1 protein-coding gene is annotated in these 624 nt (G+C 51.9%); it reads left to right on the plus strand.

What is annotated here, in order from left to right:
* The coding region (locus HR086_RS47330; RefSeq protein WP_174468959.1) for a hypothetical protein at positions 1 to 624 on the plus strand (624 nt) is incomplete at both ends.

Here is a 624-nt window from a genome sequence, read left to right on the forward strand (position 1 = left end):
GTGTATAAGAGACAGGAGCTGATCTCCGCAGGGGGATCGATAGCAGCGGCCGAACGGGAGCTCGGATGCAAGCCGAACGGCCTGTATTATTGGCTCAAGAAATGGGACTTGATCGGGATTAACCCGGAAAAGGCACGGGGGCTGCTCGGGCAAACAGAGGCGCAGGAGCCGGCAGCAGAGGCTGAACCGGTTTTGCGGGAGAAGGATCTGCCTGTTCGGGCGCCTGCAGATGCTGAAATCATTGCACATAAGGACGCTGAAATCAAACGTCTTTCGGAAGATTTGGCGAAAGCTCAAAAGGAAAACGACAATCTAAAGGGTCAGAATGCTTACGCTGCTGCTCTGGCCATCGAGACATCGGAAAAGCATGAGGATGAGATCAAACGTCTGCGCAATTTGCTAGAAGAGTCCGATCATATTCGTCGTAATGTATCCGAAACACACGCGAAGGTTCAGAGTCGATTGCAGGAACGTATTGAGCAACTCGAGTTTGAGAATTCGGAACTAACGAGGGCTTTGGAGGCAACTAAGCAACAATTGGCTGAACGTGATCAGGCGATTGCTGAACTTACCGCTGACCGTAGCGTCCTGCTTGACACGATCGACAAAGCGACACAGGAAGAG

The organism is Myxococcus sp. CA039A, from assembly GCF_013336645.1.
Taxonomy (GTDB): Bacteria; Myxococcota; Myxococcia; order Myxococcales; family Myxococcaceae; genus Myxococcus; species Myxococcus llanfairpwllgwyngyllgogerychwyrndrobwllllantysiliogogogochensis.